23 protein-coding genes are annotated in these 25,437 nt (G+C 66.8%); 9 read left to right on the forward strand and 14 right to left on the reverse strand.

Translation table 11 applies throughout. The features are described from left to right. Positions 1-125: 125 nt before the first annotated feature. A complete protein-coding gene (locus C489_RS11515; protein ID WP_006431434.1) occupies positions 126-1,079 on the reverse strand; it encodes a hypothetical protein in 954 nt (317 codons plus the stop codon). A gap of 503 nt (positions 1,080-1,582) precedes the next feature. Then, the gene (locus tag C489_RS11520) at positions 1,583-3,376 is read right to left on the reverse strand and encodes a hypothetical protein (RefSeq protein ID WP_006431435.1); all 1,794 of its coding nucleotides are present in this window, start codon (positions 3,374-3,376) and stop codon (positions 1,583-1,585) included. A 378-nt stretch (positions 3,377-3,754) separates the two neighbouring features. Between C489_RS11520 and C489_RS11525 the strand changes: the two genes are divergently transcribed. Together C489_RS11525 and C489_RS11530 are read left to right on the forward strand one after the other, a co-directional pair. After that, positions 3,755-5,062 (forward strand): hypothetical protein, encoded by a 1,308-nt coding sequence (locus tag C489_RS11525; RefSeq protein ID WP_006431436.1) that lies wholly within the window; start codon positions 3,755-3,757, stop codon positions 5,060-5,062. Positions 5,063-5,227: 165 nt separating this feature from the next. Further along, the gene (locus C489_RS11530; RefSeq protein ID WP_006431437.1) at positions 5,228-6,625 is read left to right on the forward strand and encodes a PAS domain-containing sensor histidine kinase; all 1,398 of its coding nucleotides are present in this window, start codon (positions 5,228-5,230) and stop codon (positions 6,623-6,625) included. A 98-nt stretch (positions 6,626-6,723) separates the two neighbouring features. Here the strand turns inward: C489_RS11530 and C489_RS11535 are convergent, their stop codons facing one another. Next, a complete protein-coding gene (locus tag C489_RS11535; protein ID WP_006431438.1) occupies positions 6,724-8,316 on the reverse strand; it encodes an alkaline phosphatase family protein in 1,593 nt (530 codons plus the stop codon). A gap of 269 nt (positions 8,317-8,585) precedes the next feature. Here C489_RS11535 and C489_RS11540 point away from each other — a divergent pair, with 269 nt between their 5' ends. The 4 genes from C489_RS11540 to C489_RS11555 all read left to right on the forward strand — a co-directional run bounded on the left by C489_RS11540 (position 8,586) and on the right by C489_RS11555 (position 12,624). Next, on the forward strand, positions 8,586-9,518 hold the full coding sequence (locus C489_RS11540; protein WP_006431441.1) for a polysaccharide deacetylase family protein: 933 nt from the start codon (positions 8,586-8,588) through the stop codon (positions 9,516-9,518). Positions 9,519-9,611: 93 nt separating this feature from the next. Next, positions 9,612-10,721, forward strand: a complete 1,110-nt coding sequence (locus C489_RS11545) for a Gfo/Idh/MocA family protein (RefSeq protein WP_049890802.1) — start codon at positions 9,612-9,614, stop codon at positions 10,719-10,721. Continuing rightward, positions 10,718-11,647 carry a DUF362 domain-containing protein gene (locus tag C489_RS11550; protein ID WP_006431444.1) on the forward strand — a complete coding sequence of 310 codons (930 nt, stop codon included), beginning with the start codon at positions 10,718-10,720 and terminating at the stop codon, positions 11,645-11,647. Before C489_RS11545 ends, C489_RS11550 begins: the two co-directional genes overlap by 4 nt. Before the next feature lie 5 nt (positions 11,648-11,652). Beyond that, on the forward strand, positions 11,653-12,624 hold the full coding sequence (locus C489_RS11555) for an NAD-dependent epimerase/dehydratase family protein (protein ID WP_049890809.1): 972 nt from the start codon (positions 11,653-11,655) through the stop codon (positions 12,622-12,624). Positions 12,625-12,702: 78 nt separating this feature from the next. On the opposite strand, the gene C489_RS11560 is transcribed toward C489_RS11555, so the two are convergent. The 3 genes from C489_RS11560 to C489_RS11570 form a co-directional block, all read right to left on the reverse strand. Then, complete coding sequence (locus tag C489_RS11560; RefSeq protein WP_006431446.1) at positions 12,703-13,134, reverse strand: hypothetical protein; 432 nt, start codon at positions 13,132-13,134, stop codon at positions 12,703-12,705. Beyond that, positions 13,127-13,714: a winged helix-turn-helix domain-containing protein gene (locus C489_RS11565; protein WP_006431447.1), complete on the reverse strand. Its 588-nt coding sequence runs from the start codon at positions 13,712-13,714 to the stop codon at positions 13,127-13,129. Before C489_RS11565 ends, C489_RS11560 begins: the two co-directional genes overlap by 8 nt. Before the next feature lie 88 nt (positions 13,715-13,802). Beyond that, positions 13,803-14,792 carry a glycosyltransferase gene (locus C489_RS11570; protein ID WP_006431448.1) on the reverse strand — a complete coding sequence of 330 codons (990 nt, stop codon included), beginning with the start codon at positions 14,790-14,792 and terminating at the stop codon, positions 13,803-13,805. Between the two features lie 163 nt (positions 14,793-14,955). On the opposite strand from C489_RS11570, the gene C489_RS11575 reads away from it, so the two are divergent. After that, complete coding sequence (locus C489_RS11575) at positions 14,956-16,056, forward strand: DUF354 domain-containing protein (RefSeq protein WP_006431449.1); 1,101 nt, start codon at positions 14,956-14,958, stop codon at positions 16,054-16,056. Positions 16,057-16,162: 106 nt separating this feature from the next. Then, positions 16,163-16,369 (forward strand): hypothetical protein, encoded by a 207-nt coding sequence (locus C489_RS11580; RefSeq protein ID WP_006431450.1) that lies wholly within the window; start codon positions 16,163-16,165, stop codon positions 16,367-16,369. A gap of 157 nt (positions 16,370-16,526) precedes the next feature. On the opposite strand, the gene C489_RS11585 is transcribed toward C489_RS11580, so the two are convergent. Genes C489_RS11585 through C489_RS11605 form a run of 5 tightly spaced genes read right to left on the reverse strand, consistent with a single transcriptional unit; the run spans position 16,527 to position 21,939 of the window. Then, positions 16,527-17,621, reverse strand: coding sequence for a glycosyltransferase family 2 protein (locus C489_RS11585; protein WP_006431451.1), 1,095 nt, complete (start codon positions 17,619-17,621; stop codon positions 16,527-16,529). Further along, positions 17,614-19,101, reverse strand: coding sequence for a nucleotide sugar dehydrogenase (locus tag C489_RS11590; RefSeq protein WP_006431452.1), 1,488 nt, complete (start codon positions 19,099-19,101; stop codon positions 17,614-17,616). Before C489_RS11590 ends, C489_RS11585 begins: the two co-directional genes overlap by 8 nt. Further along, on the reverse strand, positions 19,101-20,138 hold the full coding sequence (locus C489_RS11595; protein WP_006431453.1) for a Gfo/Idh/MocA family protein: 1,038 nt from the start codon (positions 20,136-20,138) through the stop codon (positions 19,101-19,103). Before C489_RS11595 ends, C489_RS11590 begins: the two co-directional genes overlap by 1 nt. Further along, positions 20,135-21,355, reverse strand: a complete 1,221-nt coding sequence (locus C489_RS11600; protein WP_006431454.1) for a DegT/DnrJ/EryC1/StrS family aminotransferase — start codon at positions 21,353-21,355, stop codon at positions 20,135-20,137. The genes C489_RS11595 and C489_RS11600 overlap by 4 nt, the downstream gene beginning before the upstream one ends. Then, entirely contained in the window at positions 21,352-21,939 is a 588-nt protein-coding gene (locus C489_RS11605; protein ID WP_049890810.1) for an acyltransferase, read from the reverse strand. Before C489_RS11605 ends, C489_RS11600 begins: the two co-directional genes overlap by 4 nt. A 466-nt stretch (positions 21,940-22,405) precedes the next feature. Between C489_RS11605 and C489_RS11610 the strand changes: the two genes are divergently transcribed. Beyond that, positions 22,406-22,942 (forward strand): DUF7344 domain-containing protein, encoded by a 537-nt coding sequence (locus tag C489_RS11610; RefSeq protein ID WP_006431456.1) that lies wholly within the window; start codon positions 22,406-22,408, stop codon positions 22,940-22,942. Between the two features lie 294 nt (positions 22,943-23,236). Here the strand turns inward: C489_RS11610 and C489_RS11615 are convergent, their stop codons facing one another. From C489_RS11615 to C489_RS11625, 3 genes are all read right to left on the reverse strand, one after another. Continuing rightward, a complete protein-coding gene (locus C489_RS11615; protein ID WP_006431457.1) occupies positions 23,237-24,226 on the reverse strand; it encodes a DUF1616 domain-containing protein in 990 nt (329 codons plus the stop codon). Positions 24,227-24,422: 196 nt separating this feature from the next. Next, a complete protein-coding gene (locus C489_RS11620) occupies positions 24,423-24,698 on the reverse strand; it encodes a PadR family transcriptional regulator (RefSeq protein WP_006431458.1) in 276 nt (91 codons plus the stop codon). 228 nt (positions 24,699-24,926) lie between these two features. Next, positions 24,927-25,265 (reverse strand): helix-turn-helix domain-containing protein, encoded by a 339-nt coding sequence (locus tag C489_RS11625; RefSeq protein WP_006431459.1) that lies wholly within the window; start codon positions 25,263-25,265, stop codon positions 24,927-24,929. Between the last annotated feature and the right edge of the window lie 172 nt (positions 25,266-25,437).

Here is a 25,437-nt window from a genome sequence, read left to right on the forward strand (position 1 = left end):
GTGCGTCAGCGGGGGACTGCAACGGCGTGGAGGGAGGGACGTCAGCGGAGGGGTGGTGGCGTCAGCGGGGGAGGCGTCAGCGGATCGGTGGAGGGGACGTCAGCGGGATCGCGGCGACGGTCGCGTTAGTTCTGGGAGCCGGCGGCCGCTTCTTCGGGGCTAGTCGGCACGCCCTCGGGGATGACCGCCTCGGGGTCGGTGCCGACGCTGTCGCCGAGTTGGACGCTCGAGCCGGCCTCTTCGGAAATCCCGGCCTGTTCGTCGTACTCGGTTTCCGCGACGGTGACCTCCGTCGGGTTGCCGTTCGCACCGGCGACGATGGCGTTGTTCTGGCCGTTCATCTGGATCTGACAGCCCTCGACCTCGACCGTGCCGGGGGCCCACGCCCAGATACCGCGGCCCACGTAGCCCTCGCTGGCGTCAACGTAGACGCTCGAGTTGGTGACCTTACTCCCTTCGGTGCCGAGACGGAAGTGCGAGACGTAACAGTTCGCGGCGAAGCTGCTGTCGATGTGGATCGTGCCGCCGCCCTTGTTGCCGGGGGCGGAGCCGTAGATCGCGTTGTCCGAGAAGTTCTGGATGTTGACGTTCTCGAAGTCGATGTGGCCGTTGTGATCCGGGGCGACCCAGAAGGCGGTCTGCCCGTGGCCGTTCGGATTGGTGTTGCCCGTGCTCGCGCCGTCGCCGAGGTAGACGTTTTCGACGGTGGACGTGCCGTTGCCCGTATCGGAGATGCCGAACGTGGCGGTCCCGGAGCCGGAGGTGTTCTCGCCTTTGAAACCGACGTTCCGAATCGTCCAGTCGCTGCTGTGGGCGGTGACGATGATGTCCTGGCCGGTCGTCATGTCGATGAGTTTGTTCTCCCAGGTCTCACCGGCGTCGATGGTGATCGTCTGGCCCTCGGCTTCGATGACCTCGTAGTCGTCCTGGGCAGCGGCGGCGGTGCCGGCACCGCCGATCGCAGTTGCCGCGGTCGCCACCGCGGCGAGCGAGCGAACGTAGTTCCGGCGGGTTAATCCGCTGTTACGGCCTGCAGTCGGGGTCGCTTCCGTGTCGGACGTACGGGGATTCTGCGCCATACAATTCCGTAACACCAACTTATACCCATAAACTTTTCCTTGGACATATTGCTTAAATTTACAGAATGTGTTTCTAACACTGTAGGATCGGACACAATCTACCGGCAATCACTCACGAAGATACGAACGAATTGATGACAAACGTCTGCCCCGTAATCACGTAATTTCCGAGGAAATACGAGAATATCGCCCGGAGAACCGTGTTCGACGCGGCATTCGCCAGTGTCGGTGTAATCGGCCGTCCGGCAGCGACGCGGCCGTTTCGACCGGACAGTATCGTGTTTCTCGAGTCGTAATCGTCTTTTACCGGCCGGTTTACTCTGTTTTGATCGATCCGCGGTCGATTGGCACGCCTCGAGGAGAGTGTCGCCTGTGGACTGGTTGGATTCAGATATCGACTCGAGGGAGAAAGACGACGAGTGGGACGACCGAGCGCTCGTCTCGACGAACGGAGACGAATCAGCGCTGACAGCGAATCGCGGGCCTCGAGCGGGCGGGAAACGCTACGGCTCGCTGCTGACCGCGTACATCTCGAACTCGTCGTTCGAGATCACCTTGTTCGCGCCCGGCTCAGTATTGAGGCCCTCGAGGGCGGCGTTGCGGTAGTTGAGTTCCTCGTAGACGGCGATCTCTTTCGTCTTGTCCCACTCGGTGACGGTGAAGTAGTACTCGTCGGTCGGATAGGCCCCGCTGTAGTTGCCCTGGGAAAACACGGTGGCGTTGACGGAGCCGGTGGCCGCCGACGCGCCGCCGATTCGGTCGCCGCCGCCGGAGATACCGTTGATCCCGTGATCGTACCGGTAGGGGTCGTACCCCATGCCGGCGTAGGGAACGTCCTCAGCCCCGTGGTCTAACCCGCTTTCGTAGCCGCTCATCATTTCGGGGGTCACGTGCTGGCCCGGATTGTAGATCAGCGGCGAGGCGAACACCGTCATCAGCCCGAGGACGAGACAGGCCCCGAGGACCAGTGCCGTGACCGCGTTCGCGCCCGGTCTCGAGATCACGCCCGAGAGCCCCCCCATGAACTGTGCGAGCGCGACCCCGGCGAGGATCGTCAGGAGCACGTAGATGAAGCCGACCTGTCGGAACGCCATCGTCGGGGTCCCGACGAAGTAGACGGCGAACAGCCCGCCAAGCGGGACGAGCGCCAGCGCGATGTAGTTGACGAACGACCTCGTCTCGCCGTCGAGTCTCGTCCGGCCGAGCCAGACGGCCAGCACGAACAGGCCGACGATGAGGCCGATGATCGCCGCGTCGAGGAAGAGTTTGACGAACAGTTCGGTGAGACTGCCGCCGATATCAGTAAGCGACCCGCCCCGCTGGTCGACCTCGGTCCCGGCACCGATATCCTGCATCAGCAGGCCAGAAATGAGCCCGCTCGCGGCGCTTCTGAACCGTTCGTTGCCGAGCGCCCAGAGCCCGAACATCCCCCCGAGGGTGATCGTGTGCGCGTACGTCGTCGGGTGCTCGAGCATCGGGTGGTCGTCGAACCGCCACCGGGCGAGGAACTGGACGCCGCTGATCGCGCCGACGAGGATGACGATATTGAACATCTGCTGGGGATGGACCAACAGGAGCGCGAGCGCGGTCAGATAGACGAGCGCGCTGAACGGCGACAGTCCGAACGGGAGCCCCTCGAGCGTCGACCGCCGCCGGAGGTAGGCGACGAGCGCGAAGACGACGGGCGGGACGAGAAACAGCGCGTTCGAGTTGGTGTGGACGCCCATGAACGTCGCGATATTGTTGACCGGTAACACCATCCACGAGACGATCGCGGCGAGGCCGACCGCCAGTCCGCCGCCGGCCATGCCGCGGACGGTCAGCGGGACGAAGATGGCGAACGGGACGAACAGGACGACCATCCCGATCAGGAGGCCGCGTTCGATCGGCACACCCCCGAGGAAGTGCAGCACGGTCGCGATGGCGTGGAGTCCCGGATAGAACAGTTCGTGCGGTGCGGTCCCACCGCTGACGATGTCCCGCGTCCAGCCCAGATGCGTGAGCGCGTCGCCCATGCCGGCAAACCGGTAGTTCCGGATCACGGGCAGACTCACGATGGCCGTCACCGTCATCGCGCCGAGTGCGATTCCGAGCCCCTGCTGGCGGCCGCGACACGAGAGGGCCGTCCCGACCGCGATGGCTAACGCGAGCGCGAATCCGGCCCAGACGACCGTCGGCGACCCCACGTAGACCGAGGACTCATAGGCCGTCGCCGGGTTCGCTCTCGCCACGAGAACGCCCGCCGCGACCGCGAGAAACCCGGCCGCGATCGTCGCGTTGAGCGTCGCCCGTCTCATGTCCTCTCACCGTGCTCGTCCGGGCCAGTCTCGAGATACATCTTGCCCGTGAGGTCGGCGCTGGCGTGGTTTGTTATACGGCTCCTACCGTCGAAATCGCCGGGCGGCAGCGGCCTCCGATCGCAAATCCGAGTACCAATCGGTGTCGATCCCCGCGGGTTCCGCGACTCGAGCGGCGATTCGTCCCCTAACCGGAAGCGACTGCCCGTAACCGGACCGGGCTGGCGTCACTCTCCGCCACAACCGAGGTATGCCGTTCCTATCGATTCCGAACAGTCGGCTATGGATTGCATTCTCGATTCCGTACCGATCAACGGTTCTGGTGGTTTTTGTAGCCGGTCGTGATCCGCTCACTCGAGAGCTACACGCCTTTCACCTATGTCATCGATTATCATTGATCGGATCTCCGCCGATGACGGGACCCTCGAGTGCTCGGTGCGTACCTCGGCCGACCTCGAGCGGTTCTTCAGCGACGAATCGTTTCGGACCAGCTACGATGTCTCGATCGCAGACGTGCCCGATGGGGTGCTCGCGATCCCGGTCCTCGCACAGGTCTGTCCAGTCGCGTGGGCCAACGGCGCGGACGTCTACGTCGACGAGGTCGACGCGACGTTCGCTCGAGCGCTCGAAGAGGTCAAGGAGTCGCTGTGTGAGATGCACGACTTCCTCGAGGGGGGAACCCTCTACGCGCGGCGGACGATCGAGCCGGAGCCGACGACGGGCGACGAGAGCGGCCTGCTCTTTACCGGCGGCGTCGATTCAACGTGTTCGTACGTCCGCCACCGCGAGGAATCGCCAACGCTGGTCAGTATCCGCGGCTGGACGATCACTCCCGATTCCGCGGACGACGAGAAGTGGGACGCCCTGCGATCGCGCGTCTCGAGCTTCGCCGCCGATCACGACTGCGAGACCGCGTTCGTCGAGTCGAACATGCTCTCCTTTCTCGACCATCCCATGCTGTTGGCCCACTACAAGCGCCACGTCGACGGCGGCTGGTACAGTTCCGTCGGCCACGGGCTCGGGCTGCTCGGTCTCTGCGCTCCAATGGCCTACGCCCGCGGCATGGACGACCTCTACGTCGCCGCGACTCACTGGGACGGGATCGACCTCGAGTGGGGGTCCCGACCCGACATCGACGACCACGTCCGGTGGGCCGGCACGCAGTGTCACCACGACGCCTACGAACTCACCCGACAGGAGCGGATCGATGTCATCGCCGACTACGTCCGTACCGAAGACCCCGACCTCCAGCTGCAGACCTGCAACGAGCAGATGGCGGGCAACTGCGGCGAGTGCGAGAAGTGCTACCGCACCGCCGTCGGACTCCGCCTCGCCGGGCTCGAGCCCGCCGATCACGGCTACCCGTTCGCCGACTCGGACTACCACCGACTCCGCCGCTCCCTCGAGCGCGGCGACTGGGTGCTCGGCGAGGACGAGCGACACATGTGGGCGGACATCCGCGAGCGCGCCAGCGAGACCGAGCCCGCGACGCCGGCCGAACGGATGTTCTTCGAGTGGCTCGAGACCGCCGAACTGGACGAACTGATCTCGGCCTCGGAGCCGCCGCTCTCCCATCGGCTCCTCCGGGCCGGCGCGAGGAACGCGCCGACTACCGTCTACAACACCGTCTACCCGGCCTGGCTCACGGCGAAAACCGGCCTCCGCCATGTCCGATCAGATCGGTAACCGGTTGGCTCGGCCCGGAACTGGTCCGCTGTCGTCGTCTCGCGGTCCGAGTCTCCCTGCCAGCCCCTGGGTCGACGGGCGACCGATTGTTTCCGACGGGCCGAGTCCGTATACTGCCCGCCACGCTTTTCTCCGCGCTGTGTGAACGTATCCCGCAGTGAGACGATGCACGTTGACATCGGCGATCTGGCCTCGATCCTGCTCGAGCACGCCCAGGACAAACTCGCCGTGGTCGACGAGTCAGGGGAGTACCTCTACGTCAACGACGCGAGCGCGCCCATTCTCGGCTACGAGCCCCACCAACTCGTCGGCGAGCGTGCACAGGACTTCGTTCATCCCGACGACAAGCAGGCGGTCGCGGATCGATTCGCACAGCTCAACGCATCGGGCAACCGGTCGTCGACGGTCCGGTATCGTCACGCGACACGGAGCGGCGGGTGGGTGTGGCTCGAGAGTCGCTTTACCGTCCTGCCAGACGATGCCCTCGACGGCTACGCCGTCAGTTCGCGCGACATCTCCGAGCAGGTGGCCGCGGAGCAAGACCGCCGGGACGCCGAGAGCCGGCTCCGAACAATCGCCGGCACTGTCGGCGACGTCCTCTGGATGTTCGACGGCGACTGGGCCGAGGTCCTGTTCGTCAACCCGGCCTACGAGGACATCTTCGGCCAATCCGTCGCGGCCCTCGAGGCCGATCCACAGCAGTTTCTCGAGGTCGTCCATCCTGACGACGTGTCCTGCGTTCGCGAGGCGATGGGCCGCGCCTCGAGCGGTGAGTCGGTCGACGTCGAGTACCGCGTCGATCCGACCACCGACTACGGCCGCTGGGTCTGGGTGCAGGCCGAACCGATCGTCGAGGACGGCGAGGTCGTCCGGATCGTCGGCTTCACTCGAGACATTACCGATCGGCGGCGGCGGGAGCGCCAGTTGGCCGTCATGGACAACCTCCTCCGGCACAACCTGCGGAACGATCTGGCGGTCATCCTCGGCAACGCCGAGTGTATCGCCCGCGAGGCCGAGGAGCCGTCCCGCGGGCGCGCGGAAATCATCCGCCAGCAGGGAGCGGACCTCCTCGAGAGCGCCGACAAGCAACGCGAAATCATCGATCTGCTCACGGCGCGGGCGGTCCCCGACGAGATCGATCTCGTGCCCCTCGTCGCCGACGCGGTCGAAACGGTCCGCGAGGCGTCTCCGAACGCGACGATCGAGGCGGTGCTTCCCGCCTCGGCCACCGCCACCGCGCTGTACGAGATTCAACTGGCCGTGACGGAACTGCTCGAGAACGCCATCGACCACGCGCCGGACGAATCGTCGGACATCTCGGTTACCGTTCGATCTCGGCCTGAAACGGTCGATATCGAGATCCGGGACAGTTGTCCGCCGGTTCCGGAAGTCGAGTTTCGCGTCCTGACCGGCGACTGGGCAATGAACGACGTCTATCACACATCGGGGCTCGGGCTGTGGCTCGTCTACTGGGTCGTCGACCTCTCGGACGGCCACATCGCGTTCGAGCGCACCGAGACGGGAAACGAGATCACCGTGACGCTGCCCCGCGGCCAGCCGTAGTCGCAGTCCAGTGGCTCCCACCGAAGAGCCGGACACGGACCCCGACAGCGGGGGCGTAGAACAGTGCTCGGACCGGTCGCGGTCGCCAATCGGCCGCGTTACTCCATGTAGCCGAGGCCCTTCAGCCGATCCTCGACATCGTCGAAGTCCTCGTCGACCTCCTCGTCGTTCTCGATCCGCGTCAGCGTCGTGCGCTCGACTTTGGTCCGCGCGGGCGTGCCCGCCTCGTCGAAGGCGTCGAACAGTACCCGCCCGTCGGCGTTCTCCGGGACCGGCTCGCCGATCCCGTGGAGCAGCGTCGGGGCGACGTCGACCACTCGAGCCCCGCGGAGTTCCGCGCCGGGGGCGATCGACGGCCCGCGACAGAGGACGATCCCCTCGCTGCGGTGGCTCGCGTCGTAGGTCCCCGTGTCGCCGAGCACCTCGTCTGCCATCCCGCTGCGGGACTCGTAGACGCCGCGGCCGCCGACCACCAGATCCGGCGAGTCCTCGTCCGTCGGGAACAGCTCGTCGCCGTCGTGGACCTCGAGCAGCGCCTCGCCGTCGTCGTCGGTCGCCGACTCGAAGGCGGCGCGGATGTCGGCTTTCACCTGTGGCACTTCGCTCGGCGAGACGACGCCGCTGTCGAAGCGCTCGGTGTCGTTGATATAACAGTTACCCGTGTCGTGGACGAAGGCGACGGTCCGGTCGTAGTCGACGTCGTAGAGGGCGTGATCGCCGGGGATCTGTTCGGCGACGGAGTCGACCAGCCGTCGGGGCAGCGATTGGACGAGCGTCTCCTCGGTGATCCCGACCCGATTGAGTGCCCCGGTGATGGCGTCCCGGGAGATGCCGAGGCTCGCGAGCGCGCCGCGGGTGCCGTCGTCCTCGCGCCGGAACAGGTAGCCCTCCTGTTCTAAGATGCGGTTGACGTAGACGAGCTCCTCGATCGGGCCGAAGCCGTGGTCGGAGACGACGTAGAGGTCCGCGTCGTGATCGTCCGTATAGTCCATGACCTCGCCGAGGATCTCGTCGAGTTTCTTGTAGTGAGCCAGCAACCGATCCATGTCCCAGATGAGGTGTTGGAACCGGTCCGGGGCGGTGTAGACGAAAAAGAACAGCTGCCAGTCGTCGCCCGCCCGATCCATCTGGGTCCGCATCAGTTCGCGGCGCTTCGCGAGCATGTCGTCGACGGCGACCTCGAAGTCGTCCAGCCGATCGGCGTACTCCGGATAGTCGAGGCTGATGTCGTAGTCGGGGATCCGGGAGTCGATCTCGTCTTGCAGGTCGGGCGGATGCGCGAACTCCCGATCCGTCGAGGGCGTCATCATTCCCGTGACCATGGTGCCGTCGATCTCGCGGGCCGGATACGTCATCGGGACGTTCCCGACGTGGGCGGGCCCGAGCTGGTCCCACAGGGCCGGCTGTGCCAGATCCTGGCTCGTATACATCTCGTGGCTATATTCCGACGAGAGGTTCTGGAACCCGTATATGCCGTGTTTGTCCGGCCAGACCCCCGTGGCGATCGACGGCCACGCAAGCGGCGTCGTCGGTGGGCGAGTGCTATCGAGCGTTCCGGACGCGCCTTCCTCGCGCATCCGAGCGAAGTTGGGGAGTTCCCCCTCGTCGCTCCATCGCTCGATGAGTCTCCACGGCACGCCGTCGAGTCCGAGCACGAACGCTCGCTCGGAGGGAGTCGTAGATCCGCTCATGGGTATTGTATGAGACGTCGAAGACGCCTGCTGTCCTGTGGGTCGCCCGATGAGCGCTTTGTTATAGAGAGGTTTCAGGGGCGTCTCCGATCGAGGCGACCCTGTTCGGTGACGTTACCGGCTCGCTCGCCGCTCGCTCGTCTCCCGGCGCTGTGCGGCCCGTACGCGTGCCCAGCGGCGTCCGATCGCGGTCCCGACAAGGCCTCCATAACAAAGCCATCCAAACGCGACCGTTCGGATATGAAACGCGTTCAATCGTGGTGGGATCAGTGGGCAGCGTCGTAATCTCCCTCGACGCCGAACTCGGCTGGGGATTTCACGACCTCGCCGAACCGCCGAGTGACCGCGTCGACGCCGGCCGCCGCGGTTGGTCGGTCATGGTCGAACTCCTCGAGGAATTTGACGTGCCCGCGACGTGGGCCGTCGTCGGCCACCTCATGCTCGACTCCTGTGACGGCAGCCACACCGACCATCCGGCTCCCGACGGCTGGTTCGAACACGAGCGGACCGACTGGGCCGACCGCGAGGAACTTCGGTTCGGTCCCGACCTCGTCAGCGACGTCCTCGAGTCCGATGTCGATCACGAGTTCGCCAGCCACTCGTTTTCCCACGTCCTGTTCGGCCGCCCGGAAACCGACCGCGAGCTCGCCGTCGCCGAACTCGAGCGCAGCCGCGAGATCGCGGCCGACTGGAACCAGTCGGTCGACTCGTTCATCTATCCGCGCAACGATATCGGCCACCGCGACGTGCTGGCCGAGCAGGGTATCAGGGCCTACCGCGGTAAATCACCGACGCGAGACGGCGTTCGCGGCGTCTTCGACTCGACCATCCGGGATCAGTCGATGCTGGTCGAACCGGCCGTCGACGAGCACGGGCTAGTCAACGTCCCCGCGTCGATGTTCCTCTTCGGGTTCGAAGGGCCGGCGCGGACGGTCGCGGAATCGATCTGGGAGGACCCGATGGTCGCGTTGGCCCGCCGCGGGATCGACGAGGCCGCACGCACAGACGGGCTCTTTCACATGTGGCTCCATCCGAACAACCTGACTCACGAGCGGGACGACAAGCGGATGCGAGCGATCCTCTCTCACCTCGAGCGCCGGCGCTCCGCGACCGATCTCACCGTCGAGACGCTAGCCGATGTCGCCGACCGGATCGTCGGTCCCGCGGGTTTTGAGGAGCAGGCGACGGTGAGTTGGAACTAACCGCCACTCGGCGGTCGAATGGGGGTGCTACTCGCCGTCGCGAACGGGTATGACGACGATAACAAAGCCCGCAGGCGACCCGTTTTCGGGCAGATGGCACTACCGCTTCTGAATCGATGGACCGACTCGAGTGCACTGTCCCTCGGGATCCTCGGCGTCGGCAACATCGGCCTGGTACACTTGAAGTCCGCAGTCGCGATGCCCGATGTCGAGGTCGTCGCGGCCGCCGACGCCGTCCCCGGGAACCGCGATCGAGCCGAACGCGCCGGCGTGTCTCGCACCTACGACGACTACGCGACGCTGCTCGAGTCCGAGGACCTGGACGCGGCCGTCGTCGCACTGCCGCCGTTCCTCCACGCCGAGGCCGTCGAACGGGCCGCCGCGGCCGGCGTCGACGTCTTCGTCGAGAAACCGCTCGCGCGCTCGACCGAGGAGGCCGACGAGATGCTCGAGACCGCCCGCGAGGCGGGCATCGCCGTCGGCGTCGATCACACGCTGCGCTACCAGCCGGACATGGCCGGCGTCAAGGCGGCCTACGACGAGGGCGGCGTCGGCCACGTCCCCTACGCCTCGATCACGCGGCTCAACGACCATCCGCTGGGGAAGCCACCCGCCGACGAGGCGCCGCCGGAGTGGCCGATGGACCCCGACGCCGCCGGCGGCGGCTCCCTCGTCGAACTCGGCGTCCACTGTTTCGACCTCCTCGAGTGGCTGTTCGGCGACCTCGAGGTCCAAGACGCGTCGATGGGCCGAACGCTGGAGACCGAGGCCGAGGACGCCGCGACCGTGCTCATGGCGGCTCCCGAGACGGGGACGACGATCACGCTCCACTGTGGCACCTACCAGTGGGAGCAACTGCCGGAGGTAAACACCCGGCTGCGCCTCGAGGGCGTGACGGGGACGATCAGCAATCAGGAGCACCTGCCCGAGAACTTCTACGCCGGCGCTGCAAAGTCTGCTCTGTCGAACGTCGGCGGCCGATTCACGAACGACGAGCCGGACGTCTTCGGACCGACGTTCTACCTGCAGGCCCATTACGACGCGCTGGCGGACTTCTGTGACGCGATCCGCGAGGGCGAGCGGCCACCGGTCGACGGCGCCGACGGCCGGCGAACCATCGAACTCGCCGAAACGGCCTACGAACTGGCCGCCGAGAGCGACGGCGAGGCGGCCGAACCCGAGACCCCGGAGGTGACCCTATGAGCGCGACGCCGGTCCGCGCGACCGCGGTCGACGCTGCCGATCGGCGCGGCAGCTGGATTCCCGACATCGACGCCCGGATGGCGGCCTTCGAGCCGCCCGTTCGGGACCTCCTCGAGCCGTCCCTCGAGACGCTGGCCGACGCCGACCGGATCACGCTCGTCCCGGACGCCCACTACCCGTTTCATCCCTCCTCGGGCATGGTCACCGACCCCGCCGTGATCGGAGCGATCGTCGCGCGCCTCGAGGGGCGGACGGACGCCGACATCGCCGTCGCCGGCGCGAGCAACGACCGGATCGCCTTCGATCGGACCGCCGAGTACCTCGGCTACGCGAGCCTGCTCGAGCGGTTCGACGCGGATCTCGTCGATCTGACGGACGACCGCCGCGTGGACGACATCTGCGAAGTCGATCGGAACCCGACCGCGGTCTCGGTCCCGAGCCGGCTCGCCGAGAGCACCGCAGTCGTCGTCCCGTCGCTGCGGCCGTCCGAGGACGGGCCCGTCGCGGGCGCGATGCGAACGCTCGCCGGAACCGTCGACTGCGACGCCGATCCCGCGCGGGTGCCGGTCGCGGCGACGCGCGCCGTCGACCCCGCGCTCGCCGTCCTCGACGCGACGACCGCCTACGGCGGCGCACCCGCTGCGGGCGATACCCTGTTCGCGGGCTCCCCCGTCGACGTCGACGCCGTCGCGACCGCGTTGCTCGGGCGCTCGCTCGAGACCGACGCGGCCCTCGAGACGGCCCGCGGTGACGACGGCCCGGTCTCCGTCGAGGGCGACGTCGACTTCGACCGGCTCCGAGAACGGGTTCCCGACGGCGAGTTGCCGCCGCCGGACGAGACCCATCCCGCCGTCTCGACCGCCTACCGCGTCTACGCAGCGGTGGCCGGCGACGCCGTCCCGCCGCAACTCGAGGGCGGTCGATGACCGCGATGACCGACGCACGCACGGCCGCGGTCACCGGTGCCACCGGCTTTCTCGGCTCGCGGCTCTGTGACCGCTTGCTCGCGAAGGGTTGGACCGTCCGCGGGCTCAGCCGCCCGACCTCGGACCGGGGCGACCTCGAGGGCGTCGAGTGGTACGTCGGCGATCTCTCCGATCGGGAGACGCTGCGCGATCTCGTCGACGGAGCCGATGCGGTCTTCCACCTCGCGGGGATCGGCCTCTGGAACGCCGGTCCCGAGACCGTCTGGAACGTCAACCGCGACGGGACCGAGCGTGTGCTCGAGGCCTGTCGCGACGGCGACACAGGTCGCGTCGTCTTCACCAGCACCGCCGGGACGCGCCGGCCGCCGGTGGACGCCGACCTCGCCGACGAGACGGATGTGGCCGAGCCGATCGGTGCCTATCAGGCGTCGAAGGCCGAGGCGGAGGGCCTCGTCGATCGGTACGCCGACACGGGTGGGGACGCCGTCACGGTTCATCCGACCTCGATCTTCGGCCCCGGCGACGAGGAGTTCACCGCCCAACTGCTCTCGATGGGCGTCGACCGGACGATGCCAGCCCACCTCCCGGGCGGGCTGAGCATCGTCGGTGTCTCGGATGTCATCGATGGCATTCTCGCCGCATACGAGCACGGGACCAGCGGGGAGCACTACATCCTCGGTGGCGAGAACCTCTCCTACGAGTGTGCCGTCTCCCGGATCGCCAACGCCGCCGACGGCACCCCCGCCCGAATCCGCGTCCCGGCGACCGCGATTCGGGCCGCCGGCCCCGTCGCCGAGGCCGTCGACGCCGTCGCCAACCGCCGGATGTTCCCCTTCGACCGGCAGATGGCCGACCTCGCGACCCAGCGGCTGTTCTACAGCTCGCGGAAAGCGAGCGAGGAACTGGGTTACGAGTACCGGCCGATCGAAGACCACGTACCGGAAGCGATGGAGTGGTATCGGACGGAAGTGCGGTAGTCGTCGTGCCCCGCTTCTGAGACCAAGAGCCGAGACGGAACGGAGCCGCGGGCAGCGGCCGTCTCGAGTCGATCGCAGCTACGGCGGGTTTTCGTGGCCGTTCAGCGTCGACGGATCGCCGGCCTCGAGCGCGTCCCACCAGCACTTGATGACGGCGAGCGTGACCAGTTCCGGTTCCTCGTGAGCGATACACGACTCCCGGTGCTCGGCGGGATTCTCGGGCGGATGGAAGTGTTTGTCGGGGTAGTCCGGTCGAATCTCCCATCCGAACCGGAACTCGAGATCGCGCTCGCTGTAGTGGTACTTGTATCCGTGATTCGTCCACCACTGAACGTCGAATCGGCAGGTATCCGCTTCGAACCCGGTGGCGAGCGTGACCTGCAGTTCGACCGGATCGATCGCGCTCGGAACGTAGTCGACGTCGGTGACCAGCCCGTTTAGTCGATTCCGAAAAACGCCCTCGACTGCGCGTAACGCGTCCCAGTCGACCGGGCCTCGCTCCTCAGACATTCTCCGCGCGCTCTCCGCGGATACTTCGCGAGTCGACGAGTCGTGTTTCGGTAAACGAAAGTGCGGTTTTCGCGAACGCCAAGTTCCGACGCGTCGTTTTCCATCGAGAGAGATCGTCCCACCCGTCCTCGTCGTCCGGCTCCAAGCCGGCGACGAGTTCGTCCGGGCTCGTGGCGTCGTACGCGTCTTCGAACTCCCGAATCCGCGATTTCATCTCGCGGATCGACCGTTCTAACTCCTCGCGCGAGTGCTCGTCGGCGAGCCGTTGCACTCGCTCGAGCCGCCGCTGATCGGGATTGCGGCGGAATCGCGTCGCGTTTCCGTCGTCCGTCGTCGCTGCACGTCCCGTCTCGGCGAGCGCCGTGAGGTGTTTGCGTGCGGTCGGTTCGGAAACGCGCGCCCGATCGGCGATCTCGCTCGCACTCTGCCAGTCAGTCGTCCGAGCGAGGACCGCTTCGACGCGCTCGAACGCCGTCGTCGCGGCCGTCCACTTGCGTTCGGCCGCGTCGTTCGCGTCGTCGCCGGCATCCGATTCCGGAAACGGATCGATATCGGTGACTCGCGAATCGTTCTCCGTCATAGCTCATCCCACGCACTGGCAAAAGATATGTTTTGGGCCGAAAATTATACTTTGAGACGGTGGTGGCACGCTGCCCAAAGCGAACCGCTCACTCGAGCCCGGTCGCGCCCTGCACCCGCGTTTTCTCGCTGCCGGCCTCGGTTTCGATCACCGTCCCGGCGACCCGCTCGTAGACCGCGAGCATTCGGTCGGCCGTCCGCTCGATGCTGACCTCGTGAGCGGCCTCGCGGCCGTTCGACCGTTCGTTACGCTCGAGGACGTCGATCAGTCCGCGAACGAGGTCCTCGTCGCTCGTCGCGACGCGGGAGGGGTCGACGCCGGCCAGTCGCTCCCGGACGTCGCCGACGTCGACGGCGACGACGGGGAGGTTGCAGGCGAGCGCCTCCTTGACAGAGTTGGGCGAGCCCTCGCTGTCGGAGGTCAGGACGAGGGCGTCGGCCGCGTTCATGTAGTCCGAGACCGCGTCGTGATCGACGCCGGAGACAGTCCGGAGTCGGACCGGACGCTTGAGGAGGTTGTCGACGACGTTCACGACGCGTTCGGCCCGCGGATGATTTTTCACCCCGCGTGCGGGCGAGTACGGGAACAACACGTCGTATGCAGATTCGTCCTCGTCCCAGCCCACGGTTTCTTTCGCTCGCTCCTGTGGCTCCGGCCGGAACATCTCCAAGTCCACCCCGTCGGGGATCACCGTACAGTCGCGGCCGAGCACCTCCCGCATCTCCTCGGACATGACGACGACCTCGTCACAGAACGGCGCGGACGCTCGGCTGACGGGGGCGATGGGGCCGTGAACGTCCGACCCCCACAGCGAGAGGACGACCGGCTTGCGGAGCTGTGCGAGCGCCATCGGTGCCGTCAGCCCGTAGTGGGCGTGGATCAGGTCGTAGCCGTTTCCGGCCTCCCTGATGACCTCCGGCACCGTCCGGATGTAATCCGCCGGGCTCCGGTCGGTGTCGGCGGCGACCTCGCCGGCCACCGGCACCGTGGTAAAGGAGACGCCTCGCTCCTCGAGTGCCGCCATCTGCTGGTTCATGAAGGGAGCGTCGGCGTTCGCGGTGAGCGTGAGGACGTGCATCTCGGTGGGGAAAGAGACGACCTCGCGGCGTTTTGTTATCCGCAGGGCCCGCTCGAGTTTTCTTCACGTACACCTAGACGTGCGGGCCGTATCCGGCGACTTCCGTGCGAGACCCCCCGTAGCGATGCTATTACAAAGGGTCGACGACGGGTAGCTATCCTCGATGCGGATCCTCGTCTTGGCGAATACGCCAGCACACGTCCACCTGTATCGACACGCCGTCGACCGCCTCGAACGAGCGGGACACGACGTGCTCGTGCTGACCCGGGAGTACGCCTGTACGACCGACCTACTCGACTATTTCGACATGCCCTACCGGGTGTACGGTGACCACGAAACCGACGGCTACTCGGCGCTCGGGTTCGCTCGCGAACTCGGCGGCCAGTTCCTCACCATCGGGACCGAAGCGGTCCGGTTCGATCCCGACGTGATCTTCGGCCGGGGTCCCTACGCGGCCTACGCCGGCACGCTCTCGCGGTCGCCGGTCGTGCTCGTCCTCGACGACGAGCCCGGCGACTTCAACCACACCGTCTCGCGGCCCTTCGCCGACTGCATCCTCTCCCCGGAAGTCACCCGCCGCGATCTCGGCGACGCTCACTACACCTTCGACGGCTTCAAGGAGTGCGCTTATCTCCACCCCGACGTCTTCGAGGCCGACGACGATGTCCGGGAGTACCTCGACGTCGAACCCGACGAACCGTACGTTCTCGTCCGCTTCAACGCCCTCGACGCACTCCACGACACCGATCTCGAGGGGTTCCGTCCCGAGCAGCGACGGGACCTGATCGAGCGCCTGAGCGAGGACGCGACGGTCTTCGTCTCCGACGAGGGCGGCGAGATGGACCTGCGGGACCTCCCCGCGCGGTCCTACGACCTCCATCCCGCACTGATTCACGACGCGATGGCCGAGGCCGACCTGCTGGTGGCCGACACCGGCACGATGGCCACCGAGGCCGCGCTGCTCGGCACGCCCGCGTTCCGCTATCGCGGCACCGACGACCACGAGTACGGCGAGTTCCAGGAACTCGAGCGCGCCGGGCTGGCCGAGCAGTTCGATAGCTACGACGCGGTCCGCGATCGCTCCCTCGAGATCCTCGCTGCCGACGACGCGGACGCCCGGTGGCAACGCAAACGGCGGGAGTACGCGGCCGATCTCGTGAACCTCACCGACCTGCTCGTTGACGTAGCCACCTCCCGTGGGGAACTCGAGCGACTCGACCGCTCGACGAAGCGCGTGTTGCAACCCCGTTCGCGGTCGATGTAGCGGCGCTCGACCGGCTTTCGCGGCGATATCGACGATTCCGTCGGTTCGCCGGTCACGAAACACTTTTGGCCATCTCCGGAAAAGAGCCGACTAGTCCCCCCGTTCTATGAGTCTCTCTACACTCCTCAGTGAGCTGTTCTCCGGCGATGAGACAGCCGCTGAATCACCCGATACAGCCCCGGAGGGCGGCGAGAACGTGCCCTCGGTCACGGTCGTCCACGAGTGTCGAAACTGCGGGACGAACGTCTCGGCCGGCACGACGCAGTGTCCCGCCTGCGAGGGCGATGACATCGTGACGTACTCGATCGAGTGATCGACGGCCGACGGCGATCGCTCGGTCCATCGGGAGAGGGATCGTTCGGCCGTTCGAACCTCGCAGCAGAAACGTCTCCGGTTGCTCACAGCCGCACACTACCCCCGAAAATAGCGCCCTTCCGTCCGGCCGTCGCACGCGCTCGAAGGGGACCCCGTTACCGCGGCTCGCTCCGCGCCGGCACTCGCTCGTCGCGATCCCCGTCGGGCTCGTCGGGCCGGGCCTGTTCCGTCGCGTCGGCACACTGCACCTCGAGGTCCTCGTTGGCCTCGGCGTCGAGCCTGATCGCGGTGCCGAGCGAGACCAACCCGAGCAGGCCGGCGACGAACGAGGCGATGCCGGCCGTGAAGCCGTCGTTGCCGTCGATCGCTCGCGCGACGGAGCCGAGAACGCCCGCCGCGCCGCCGACGAGCCCCGCGGTCCCGGCGGCGTAGTAGACAACGGCCGGGTTGAACGACCGGACCACGTACCGCGTCTTCAGCCGCCAGCAGAAGCTCCGGAGCAACAGCAGCGAGACGAACCGGACGAACGGCACGTACTTGATGCTGCTCTCCTCGTCGCCGTAGACGGCCGACATGGGTACGTCTGCGACCCGACAGCCCGCCACGTTGAGGTGGGTCAGGAGGTGATTGAGGAAGCCGTACTGGTCGGTGATCGACTCGAGGTCGAGTTCCTCGATCGCCTCGCGCGAGATGGCCGTGTAGCCGTTCTGCGGGTCGCCGATCGACCAGTAGCCCGAGGCGAACTTCGAGAGGCCGGTGAGCATCGCGTTCCCGACGAGGCGGAACGTCGACATGTCCGCGCGGTCCTCGGCGCTGCGCAGCCGGTTGCCCTTGGCGTAGTCTGCCTCGCCCGTGACGACCGGGTCGATGATCCGGTCGAGGATGGCGGGGTCCATCTGCCCGTCGCCGTTCATCACCGCGACGACGTCGATCCCGTCCTCGGCGGCGCGCCGGTAGCCGGTCTTGACCGCCGCGCCGTAGCCGTGGTTTTCCTCGTGGCGGATCGGCACGACGCGCCGACCGTCGCCGCCGTCGGCTACCGCCAGCTCCGAGTCGGCGGTCTCGTCGTCCGTCTCCTCGTTGACCCGGTCGGCGATCCGCTGGATCACGTTCCAGCTCTCGTCCGGCGACCTGTCGTCGACGGCGTAGATGCGGTCGACGAAGTCCGGGACCGTCTCGATGACGCGGCCGACGAAGGCCGCCTCGTCGTAGGCCGTCACGACGACGCCGATCTGCTTGCCCTTATACATCGTTGCCTCCGTCCGTGCGGTGGGCCGCCGGTTCGCCGTCGGCGGCCGCCGCTCGTTCGGTCGGCTCCGCCGAGCCGGTCTCGCCCGCGCTATCGGGCGATCCCCGCGGCGGTCGGCCGTCGCTCGAGCCGCCGAGATCGTACTCGCGGTGTGGCGTTTCCGAGAGGTCGACCGCGTCCCGGCCGTCGAGGACCACCATCGGCTCGAGGGCGGGCCAGTCGATGCGATCGAAGTCCGCGTGCGGGGTGACGATCACGGCGGCGTCGAACCCTTCGTCGGCGATTTCGTCGATTCCCACGGCTCGAGCGCCGTAATCGGCCGGATCGACGAGCGGGTCGACGCCCGCGATATCGGCCCCCCGCTCACGCAGGCCGTCGATGATTCCCAGCGCGGGCGATGCGCGGGTCTCCTCGACGCCCGGTCGATACGTCACGCCGAGGACGATGACCGAGGCGTCCGCGAGGTCGGTGCCGGTCGCCGCGAGTTCCCGCTCGAGGCGGTCGACGACGACCGCTGGCATTTCGTCGTTGACCCGGCGAGCCGTCTCGGTCACGGCCATCGGCTCGTCGGTGCGGCCGAGCAGGAAGTGCGGGTAGTACGGAATGCAGTGGCCGCCGACGCCCGGGCCGGGATCGTGGAGCTGGCACATCGGCAGGTCGTTGGCCGTGTCGATCGCCTCACGAACGGAGATCTCGAGTTCGTCCGCGAGCCGCCCCAACTCGTTTGCCAGCCCGATGTTCACGTCGCGGTAGAGCCCCTCGAACACCTTGACGGACTCCGCGGTCGTCGCGTCCGAGACAGGATGGACCTCGTTGTCCGAGAGTTCGTCGTAGACGATCGCCGCCGCGCGCGTGCTCTCGTCGTCGACGCCGCCGACGACCTTGGGGTACTGGCCGCGGATGTCCCGGAGCGCCGTCCCAGAGGACGTCCGCTCCGGACAGAACGCGAGCCCGAACTCGTCGGGCTCGAGGCCGCTCTCGCTCGCGAGGTGGGGCCGGAGGACGTCCCGACAGGTGCCCGGCGGGAGCGTCGACTCGGCGATCACCAGATCGCCGGGCGCGAGGCCGGCCGCGATGTCGTCGGCGACCGACTCGACCGTCGCGAGGTTCGGCTCGTTGTCGTCGTCCAGCAGCGTCGGGACGATGATGACGTGGATCCGCGCCGCGTCGGCGGCCGCCGATCCGTCGGTCGTTGCCGTGAGCCGGCCGGCGTCGACCTGTTCGGCGACCAGGTCGTCGAGGCCGGGCTCGCCGACGACGTGGCTCTCGCCGTCCGAAACCGTCTCGACGACGGCCGGATCGACGTCGACGCCGGTCACGTTCCCCATCGTCTCGGCGTAGACCGCCGCGAGCGGGAGCCCCATCTTGCCGAGCCCGTAGACGGCGACCGGAACGTCACCGCTCGTTACCCGGTCGCGCTGTCGGCTCGGCGACTGGCTCGAGCCGTAGAGTCCCTCTCCCTCGGTCGAGGACTCCGCCATCAGGCCTCCACCTCCGGCTCTCGGCGCGTCTCGTCGTCGGTCTCGTCGTCGGTTTCGTCTTCCGGCCCCGTGGCGAGCCGGTCGATCAACTGGGCCGTCTCGAGGGCGGCGATGCCGTCCTCGGCGGTGACCGCCGGTTCGGAGCCGTCTCGAGCGGCCGCGACGAACGACTCGAGTTCGTTCCGGAGCGGCTCGCCGGTGTCGACGCGGGGCCGCTCGACGACGCTCTCGTGGCGGTACCGGGACTGGCCGTCGTCCGTGAGGTACTCGGGGTAGGAGTCGCGGTGGATCAACACCGACTGCTCGAGATAGTCGACCTCGACGAGACACTCGCGGGCGGTGACGGTGAGTTTGCGCACCTTCTTCTGGGTGACGCGGCTCGCGGTCACCGTCGCGACGACGTCGTCGTACTCGATGGTCGCGGTGGCGTACTGGCCGCTTTCGGTCCCCATGGCGGTGACCGAGTGGGGCCGCTCGCCGAGGATCGAGCCGACGATGTCGACGTCGTGGACCATCAGGTCGAAGATGACGTTGCCCGGCGCGGTCCGATCGATCGGCGGCCCGAGTCGTTCGGCTTCGACGCTGATCACGTCCAGATCGTCGATCAGGTCAGCGACCGTCTGGACCGCGGGGTTGAACCGTTCGATGTGGCCGACCTGTAAGACCAGTCCCCCCTCGCGGGCCTGCTCGGCGAGTTGCTGGCCCTGTTCGACGGTCTCCGCGATCGGTTTCTCGACGAGCACGTCGACGCCCGCCTCGAGACAGGTCGAGACCGTCTCGTAGTGGGCGTGTGTCGGCACCGCGACCGTTACGACATCACAGCGCTCGAGGAGCGTCTCGAGGTCGACCGGTTCGGTTCCGTACTCGGCGGCGACCCGCCGCGCGATTTCCTCGTCGCGGTCGGTGATGCCGGCGAGTTCGACCGCCGGCAGTTCGTCGTAGACGCGCGCGTGGTTTTCGCCCATCGAGCCGACGCCGATGACGCCGGCTCGGATCGGTTCGTCGGTCGTCTCGTCCGTCCGTCTGGTGGTGCTCATTGGGTGGTGAAGTGATCGCGGACTGCTTCGACGACGGTCCGTTGGTCGCGCTCGGAGAGGGCGGGGTGGACCGGCAGCGAGAGAACCTCGTCGCCCGCCCGTTCGGCCTCGGGCAGCGACGCTGCGGCCGTGCTGACCGTCTCGTAGGCCGGCTGGCGGTGGATCGGCGTCTCGTAGTAGATGCCGGTCCCGACCTCGCGCTCGGAGAGCGTCTCCGCGAGCGCGTCCCGGTCGTCGGTTCGAACGGTGTACTGGTGGTAGACGTGGCGGGAGCCGGTCGGTTCCGTCGGCGTCTCGAGCGGGAGATCGCCGAGTCGCTCGTCGTAGAACGCGGCGTTCTCGCGGCGCGCGCGGTTGAATTCGGCGACCCGCTCGAGTTGGACGCGGCCGATCGCCGCCGCGACGCTCGTCATGCGGTAGTTGTGGCCGAGGGCGACGTGGTCGTAGCTCCCGGTACCGCTCATATCTCGGCCGTGATTGACGTAGCTCGCGGCGCGGTCGGCGACGTCGTCGCGGTCGGTGACGACCATCCCGCCCTCGCCGGTCGTCATGTTCTTGGTCGGATAGAACGAGAAACACGCGGCGTCGCCGAACTCGCCGACTCGCCGGCCGTCGATCTTCGCCCCGTGGGCCTGACAGGCGTCCTCGATGACGAACAGGTCCCGCGCGTCGGCGATGTCACACAGCGCCGGCATGTCGGCCGGCAGCCCGTAGAGGTGAACCGGGAGGATGCCGACGATATCGTCCCGCTCGTCGAGCACCCGTTCGACATCGGCCGGGTCCAGCGTGTACGTCTCGGGATCGATATCGGCGAAGACCGGTGTCCCGCCCGCCAGCCGGATCGCGTTCGCGCTCGCGACGAACGAAAACGGCGAGGTGATGACCGCGTCGCCGTCCTCGAGTCCGACGGCCTCGAGCGCGGCGTGGAGCGCGGTCGTCCCGTTTGCGGTCGCGACGCCCGTCTCGGTCCCACAGTAGGCCGCGAATTCCTCCTCGAACGCCCTGACTTCCGGGCCGTCGGCGAGCCGGCCGTCCTCGAGGATCGATTCGACTCGCCCCACGGCCTCGGCGCTGAGTTCGGGATCGGCGATCGGCACCGGCGTCGTCGCCTCCCGGTCGGGGTCGATCTCGGCGTCGGCCGTGTCGGTTCCCGCACCGGAACCGGTGCCGGCGTCGATGCTCGTCTCGGTCTCGGCGTTCGTCTCGGTGTCGGTCATGCGAGTTGGTTCGCCCCCTCGAGCGGGTCCGGTAGCGCTTGGATGGTCGCCGGCGACCCGACGGCCATGCTGTCCGCCGGCACGTCCTCCGTGACGACGGCACCGGCCGCGACGAACGCGTTCTCGCCGATCGTAACGCCGGGTAACAGCGTCGCGTTCGCGCCGATCGACGCGCCGTCCGCGATCGTCGGCCCCTCGAGCCCGTCGTCAGTCCGGACGGGGTACTGATCGTTCGTCAGCACGGCCCCTGGCCCGACGAAAACGTTGTCGCCGATCGTCGTCTGGGTCGGGACGTAGACGTTCGTCTGGAGGCTGACGTGCGAGCCGATCGTTGTCTGCCCGTCGATGACCGTCTTGGTGCCGACGAGCACGTCGTCGCCGATCGTCGTCCCCTCGCGGACGAGGACGTCGTGTCCCGTCGCGAAGCCGTCGCCGATCGTCACGTCGCCGTAGATAATCGATCCGGCCCTGATCGTCGCGTCGTCGCCGATCCGCGTCGGCTCGTCGAACTCGCCGTAGCCGACCGTCGCGTCCTCGATCGTACAGTCGTCGCCGCGGACGACGTCGCGAATCGCCTCGCTCATCGCGGACCACCGCCGTCCTGACGGGAGTCGTTCCGGGCCTCGCTCGAGCGAACGCGATACCGCGTCGTCGCGTCCGTTCGGACCGCTGATCGACATCGTGGTCGGTCGCGTATTCGTTTCATAGTGAATCGATACCCGCGTGGGCAATCGTGCTCACACAGCCGGTAACGAGGCTTTGTTATCCCCGGCCTGAGGGTCCCGTAGCCGCGAACTACAGCCTCACCGAGGGGGAAAAGCGCGATCACCGGGAGCGGCCCGCCTACAGCCGTGATCGTACGTTGACACTCGTCTCGAACGTTGAAACATCGGCGTAGGAGTCAGTCATCGCCGCTAACTGGTACAATTCCCTTTCGGACGGGTAGCCGAGTGATAGTAAAGTGTCACAGGCTGGCATCCGGTGGTGTGAGGAATTCGACTACACCCGTCAGACGGGAACGGGATCCGATCCGAGACGACGAGGACACACATGTCTGACAGCGAACTCACGCAAGCCAAACTGTTCGACGTATTCAGCAACGCACGCAGGCGGCGCACGGTTCAGTTCCTGAAACGACAGGGCGGTTCCTGCGATCTCGCACCGCTCGTGGAGCAGGTCGCCGCTTGGGAGAACGACACCGACCCCGACGACGTGACCCGGACCCAGCGCCGGCGGGTCTACATCTCGTTGTACCAGACCCACCTGCCGATGCTTGAGGACCACGGGATCGTCGACTGGGACCCGGACGGACACGAAATAGAGCTTTTGCCGAGCGAAGACCGCTTCGAGCCGTACCTCGATCGCCATCTCGAAGACCAGCGCCAGTGGCACCGCCTCTACGCCGCCGTGACCGCGGTCGGCGTCGTCGCGTTCGGGCTCTCGGCGCTCGCGGTCGGTCCGCTGACGACGGCCGCCGCGCCGGTCGTCGCACTGGGGCTCTGTTTCGCCGTCCTCGTTCTCTCGATCGTACAGCACGTCTCGCGTCGTCCAGGACTCGCCCGTCCGTTCGGACGTGCGAGCCGATAACCGCTGCTCGGTGTCAGTTTCGGTCCCCGTCACACTCCTCCTGTAGTCGTCTGTGTCTCGTCTGCCGGCCCCGCACAGCGTCGGCGCTCGAGACGGCGAGGCGCGACACTGCCGACTGACCGGGTCGTACTGGCGCTGTTGCTGCTCGTCGCGCGCGACAATGGGTTCCCGATCGCGACCCCATCGACTCCCGGATGGTCGACCCCGTCAAAAAACAGCGACTCGAGCCGCACTACGGCTATTATCTGTCGAGATACGACGCGCCGACCGCGACTCGAACGATCCGGAAGCGCGTTACTCGCCGGTCACCGTCACCCAGAAGTGGGTCGCCTCGTCCGCGTTCTCGTTCGTCGGGGTCGCCGGCGGCTCGTCCGCGTAGAGCAACACGCTGATCCGGACCGTCTCGCCCGACTCCGCCGTCGGCGTCACCGACCGCTCCCCGGTTCCGGTCGCGCCGTCCGAGACGCTCGCGTCGATCCGCCGTAACTCGGTTCGATCGACGACCTCCCTGTCCTCGAGGCGCTGTTCTTGGACGACGACCGTGTAGTCCTGGTCGGTTCCCTCTTGGTTCTCGATCGCGATCGTCAGCGGGATTGACTCGCCCGGCTCGACTTCACTGGGCAGTTCGCCCGCGACGATCTCCCCGTCTTCGTCTTCGCTGTAGAGTGCGAGTTCGGTGAACCCGCCTCCCGACGCGGGCACCAGAAACGCCACGAGCAGCGCGCTGACCGCCGTACCAACCGCCAGTACGAGCAGTATCGACGAGGCCGTCGCGACCGCGCTCTCGCCGCGTCCGAACGACCCGAGCGTCGCGATCGGCGAGACTGAAAAGCGCTCGCCGGCCGGCGTTCGGAGCCGTCGCAGCACACCGACCTGTGCGGTGACGACCGTGACGACGACGAGGGCGGCGGCGATCGATGTCGCAGTCAGCGCGACCCCCATGAGCGGCAACGCCACGACGACGAGCGGAACGATCGCCAGTGACAGCACGAAGCCAAGCCCCGCTCGCTCGGTGGCGTCGATCCCGCGGGGGCGACTCTCTTCGGCCGTCGTCGCCGTCTCGCTCGCGTCTCGCGCGCCGGCCGGGAACAGGACCGAAACGAGCGCATAGCCCGGCAGAAAGAGGGCGAGCGGAAACGTCACGGCCAACCGCAGCGTGCTCTCGCTCGCGAACGACGTCACGACGAGCGACGCCAGCACCGCGCCGATCGAGACCGCCGCGAGGTCGACCGGGTAGTGACGAACGACCCCGAACCGCGTCCAGCTATTCGTCCCATGGCTCATCGACGATACACCGGTGTTCGCCGTTCGGCGTTCGATCTACGTCCGGACCATACGAATGCCATTCTCGTGGCATCGCTCCACGCTTCAGTGCTTTGTTATGGCCGGGTTACCGATACAAACCGGTCGCTGACACCCTCAGAACGCGATAGAGCACACTCATCGGAACGCTGTGTCTCCCTTCGGATCCGGCCGCTTCCTAAAAGTCGACGTACTGTGCCTCCCATTCCCGGCGCTCTTCGATCCGCTGTCGACCGGCGTCTGTGATCGCGTAGTAATTCGTTCGTCTGTCGAGTTGCCCCTTCTCGACCAGCTCCTTGTTGACGAGGGTGTCCAAATTCGGATACAGCCGCCCGTGATTGATCTCCGAACTATAGTACTTCTCGACTTCGTCCTTGACGGTCTGCCCCGACGGTCGGTCAGCACCTGCGATCACGTACAACAGATCACGCTGGAAGCCGGTCAGGTCGTGCATTGCTCAATCACACTGACCGTTCTACTGAATAGATATTTGTTATCCGTCTCATACAGGTTCCGTTCGTTCCATTCAAACGAAGTTACCCGAGCGAAACTGACTATTCCGCAACTGGTCGAGGGATTCGGAAACACGATCGATTCCGGACTCGAGTCGGTCGAGAGCCGGTCGCGACCGAGACGAATTCGTATCCATAAGCCGGATAACCGTTCCTGAGACGGACAGCGCTTACTCTTCCGTATCCGAAACCACGACTTCGATCCCGTCCGCGCCGATCCGGACGCGGAGGACGTCGACGGTCGCCTCGTAGGCGGTCGTATGCGACCCGTCGTCGTCGAACCGCACGCACTCCGCGATGAGGTCACTCTCGAGGAGGTTGTTGATTCGTCGGTAGACCGTCGCCGACGAGCTATCCGTCCGTTTGGTCAGTTCCTTTGCCGTCTTCGGGCCGTCGCTCGTCGCCATGAGGATCGTCCGGGCACAGTCGTCCCCGAGGACGTCGAGCTGGGCCGATGGGTTGGCAGTCGACTCCGATCGCGTGTTCGTGTTACTCGCTTGCGTTGACATAGTCGTACTCACCCGTCGATAACGGGCAGGCTCCGTTCGCTCTCCGTGAGAGGTAACGATTCGAAGCGGTCGGCAGTTGGGCCACCACTGTCCGGGGTTCCACCATTACATTCCAGCACAAAAATCGGTAAGCGATAGTGGTATTTTATAACGATGTACCTTACCGTCCGGC

Source organism: Natrinema versiforme JCM 10478 (assembly GCF_000337195.1).
Lineage (GTDB): Archaea > Halobacteriota > Halobacteria > Halobacteriales > Natrialbaceae > Natrinema > Natrinema versiforme.

Bases quoted from the DNA above. Each gene is read 5' to 3' on its own strand.
- C489_RS11555 (WP_049890809.1), top strand. From the start codon at position 11,653: ATGACCGACGCACGCACGGCCGCGGTCACCGGTGCCACCGGCTTTCTC.
- C489_RS11545 (WP_049890802.1), top strand. From the start codon at position 9,612: ATGGCACTACCGCTTCTGAATCGATGGACCGACTCGAGTGCACTGTCC.
- C489_RS11615 (WP_006431457.1), bottom strand. From the start codon at position 24,226: ATGAGCCATGGGACGAATAGCTGGACGCGGTTCGGGGTCGTTCGTCAC.
- C489_RS11520 (WP_006431435.1), bottom strand. From the start codon at position 3,376: ATGAGACGGGCGACGCTCAACGCGACGATCGCGGCCGGGTTTCTCGCG.
- C489_RS11565 (WP_006431447.1), bottom strand. From the start codon at position 13,714: ATGACGGAGAACGATTCGCGAGTCACCGATATCGATCCGTTTCCGGAA.
- C489_RS11530 (WP_006431437.1), top strand. From the start codon at position 5,228: ATGCACGTTGACATCGGCGATCTGGCCTCGATCCTGCTCGAGCACGCC.
- C489_RS11620 (WP_006431458.1), bottom strand. From the start codon at position 24,698: ATGCACGACCTGACCGGCTTCCAGCGTGATCTGTTGTACGTGATCGCA.
- C489_RS11600 (WP_006431454.1), bottom strand. From the start codon at position 21,355: ATGACCGACACCGAGACGAACGCCGAGACCGAGACGAGCATCGACGCC.
- C489_RS11610 (WP_006431456.1), top strand. From the start codon at position 22,406: ATGTCTGACAGCGAACTCACGCAAGCCAAACTGTTCGACGTATTCAGC.
- C489_RS11595 (WP_006431453.1), bottom strand. From the start codon at position 20,138: ATGAGCACCACCAGACGGACGGACGAGACGACCGACGAACCGATCCGA.
- C489_RS11560 (WP_006431446.1), bottom strand. From the start codon at position 13,134: ATGTCTGAGGAGCGAGGCCCGGTCGACTGGGACGCGTTACGCGCAGTC.
- C489_RS11575 (WP_006431449.1), top strand. From the start codon at position 14,956: ATGCGGATCCTCGTCTTGGCGAATACGCCAGCACACGTCCACCTGTAT.
- C489_RS11585 (WP_006431451.1), bottom strand. From the start codon at position 17,621: ATGTATAAGGGCAAGCAGATCGGCGTCGTCGTGACGGCCTACGACGAG.
- C489_RS11605 (WP_049890810.1), bottom strand. From the start codon at position 21,939: ATGAGCGAGGCGATTCGCGACGTCGTCCGCGGCGACGACTGTACGATC.
- C489_RS11525 (WP_006431436.1), top strand. From the start codon at position 3,755: ATGTCATCGATTATCATTGATCGGATCTCCGCCGATGACGGGACCCTC.
- C489_RS11590 (WP_006431452.1), bottom strand. From the start codon at position 19,101: ATGGCGGAGTCCTCGACCGAGGGAGAGGGACTCTACGGCTCGAGCCAG.
- C489_RS11625 (WP_006431459.1), bottom strand. From the start codon at position 25,265: ATGTCAACGCAAGCGAGTAACACGAACACGCGATCGGAGTCGACTGCC.
- C489_RS11515 (WP_006431434.1), bottom strand. From the start codon at position 1,079: ATGGCGCAGAATCCCCGTACGTCCGACACGGAAGCGACCCCGACTGCA.
- C489_RS11535 (WP_006431438.1), bottom strand. From the start codon at position 8,316: ATGAGCGGATCTACGACTCCCTCCGAGCGAGCGTTCGTGCTCGGACTC.
- C489_RS11570 (WP_006431448.1), bottom strand. From the start codon at position 14,792: ATGCACGTCCTCACGCTCACCGCGAACGCCGACGCTCCCTTCATGAAC.
- C489_RS11550 (WP_006431444.1), top strand. From the start codon at position 10,718: ATGAGCGCGACGCCGGTCCGCGCGACCGCGGTCGACGCTGCCGATCGG.
- C489_RS11580 (WP_006431450.1), top strand. From the start codon at position 16,163: ATGAGTCTCTCTACACTCCTCAGTGAGCTGTTCTCCGGCGATGAGACA.